Raw genomic sequence first — 1,968 nt, 5'->3', positions numbered from 1 at the left:
TGCGCGTTCTCGAACCTCGGGTGAAAACTTGTTTGACTTCTTCATGGCTCAATCCTCTCAGAGATTTGAGCCTCCTCAAAACCCGGGGCGATTCATTGAGCTTTTCATGGAGGACAACCAGATCGAAAATTACCTCAGCGAAGAGCAGATGCAAAAGCTGTTGGGCGTGCTGCGTACCGACAAGAACCGGAATGTGTGCCTGATACTGATGCTGCTGCTGTCCACGGGTGCACGCCTAAACGAAGTGCTTTCCGCCGCTTGGAGGAATGTCAGCATGGAAGGCCGCTGTCTAAAGGTGGACGCCATCCGGTCCAAGTCAAAGCGTTCGCGCTCGATTCCGCTGAATGACTCGGCGATGTGGGTGCTGGAGCAACTGACGTCACGCGAAAAGTCGGCCTTTTTGTTTCCGTCACCCGTGTATGCCAAGGACGGTAAAGACTTGCCCTACACCAACATCACAAGGGCTTGGTATCGTTTGCAAAGGCTAGCTGGAATCAAGATCAGGGTGCACGACCTGCGCCATGGTTTTGCATCCATGCTGGTGTCTGGTGGCCGCACCTTGTATGAGGTTCAGCAGATACTTGGACATTCGGACCCCAAGGTGACCATGCGCTATGCGCACCTGTCGTCCAAGACGTTGCAGGACGCGGCAAACGCTGGATCGGTGATCGTGCCAAGGCAGCAACCGCAAGGCGCCATAGCAGGGCAATAGCCCTCCTTTTCCGGCCAGTCAGGGGGACAGGCAAGGCCGAAGTGACGGAATCCATAGGTTCGTTCGGAAACGTTCGGTGGTCGGTATCGCTATTTCGTTGATTCATATCAAAATAACGCTATGGCGATACCCCCTGCCGGACCGAAGGCGTTCGGCACCAGGTTCGGTAAGTGAGAGCAGGGCAGGGGCCGGGGTGGAAAAACTTGTTAGGTTTCTTCGACTTACGACGATCAGCAGCCCAACTGTGGTTTGGATTGAAAATCCTTGTGTCGGTGGTTCGATTCCGCCCCAGGCCACCAAGGTTACCCTTGCAAAAAAGCCAACCCATGCGGTTGGCTTTTTTGTTTCCGGGCTGCTGCGTTTCTCCGGAACGATTGCGCCACTTCTCGCCCTGTCAATGGATTTCCCGTTGCGTCATGTTCGCCAGTGCTGTTGCGTACTGAGACGACCAGCGCGCTGGCACGCGGCACGCATGTTAGACCTGACAGCGCGCCAGTTATGCCGCAAGCAAATACCAGCGGCTTTGCAAGCCGAAAAGTAAATGCGAGCCTTTTCCTGAAGCGTCTTCGCGGTGCCGGCAAAAATTATCAATTACCGTGTCCTACGGCCAGATGCTATTTTTCCCACAGCGCAGCGTCTGGCGGCTGCATAAAGTCGACTGACCGGTTGAAATGGTTCAGCCGCCTAACCCAAGGAATCAAGATGCCTCAGAACACCAAAGACTCTCAAGGTGGAAAAAGCCATTCACCGACGAAAACTGCAGACAGCAGCCAAACAAGCGAAAAAGCGCAGGACAAAAAGAGTAATGCCAACTCGCCAACCGGCTCGCACCAGCACGGCGAAAAAAAGACAACACCCTGAGCCCCACAGGCCAATTTTCAGCAGTGGATTACTGACTTTTACCCGGAGTCCACTGCCACGCAAAAGCCCGCCCCGTGCGGGCTTTTTGTTGGAGGTCGCACGCCAATTTCGGCAGACCTTTATTGACGATCTTGCAAGGCAGTTTGGATTGGCTCTGTAAATCGCACACCCGACACGTGTTCAGGTTTTTAGCTACGCTGGGGTGTGCTGTGCAGCTACCAGCCTCGCATGATTCGGCAGGGTGAGCTACCAGTTTTTCCGCCTGCCGGATTGACAATCATCTGCCCGTGAAAGTCGCTATTTCGTAAGCGTCCGCCCAGTACCCGTATTGAAATTCAAGACTCAGTCTGGTGGAGCCACTGGTTGATTTCGGCCACGTCGAATGCGGCAGGGTC

Annotated in this window: 2 protein-coding genes; both read left to right on the top strand. The window is 54.4% G+C overall.

The features are described 5' to 3' along the window. Positions 1–712: tyrosine-type recombinase/integrase (locus tag RCH06_RS17790; RefSeq protein WP_327082794.1), on the top strand; the 712-nt coding region annotated here is incomplete at its 5' end. Positions 713–1,414: 702 nt separating this feature from the next. Then, positions 1,415–1,573, top strand: a complete 159-nt coding sequence (locus RCH06_RS17785; RefSeq protein WP_327082793.1) for a hypothetical protein — start codon at positions 1,415–1,417, stop codon at positions 1,571–1,573. Positions 1,574–1,968 lie beyond the last annotated feature (395 nt).

This window comes from Polaromonas sp. CG_9.5 (assembly GCF_035984465.1).
GTDB lineage: Bacteria > Pseudomonadota > Gammaproteobacteria > Burkholderiales > Burkholderiaceae_C > Polaromonas.
This window is presented reverse-complemented; position numbering and strand designations above follow the sequence as displayed.

Bases quoted from the DNA above. Each gene is read 5' to 3' on its own strand.
- RCH06_RS17785 (WP_327082793.1), top strand. From the start codon at position 1,415: ATGCCTCAGAACACCAAAGACTCTCAAGGTGGAAAAAGCCATTCACCG.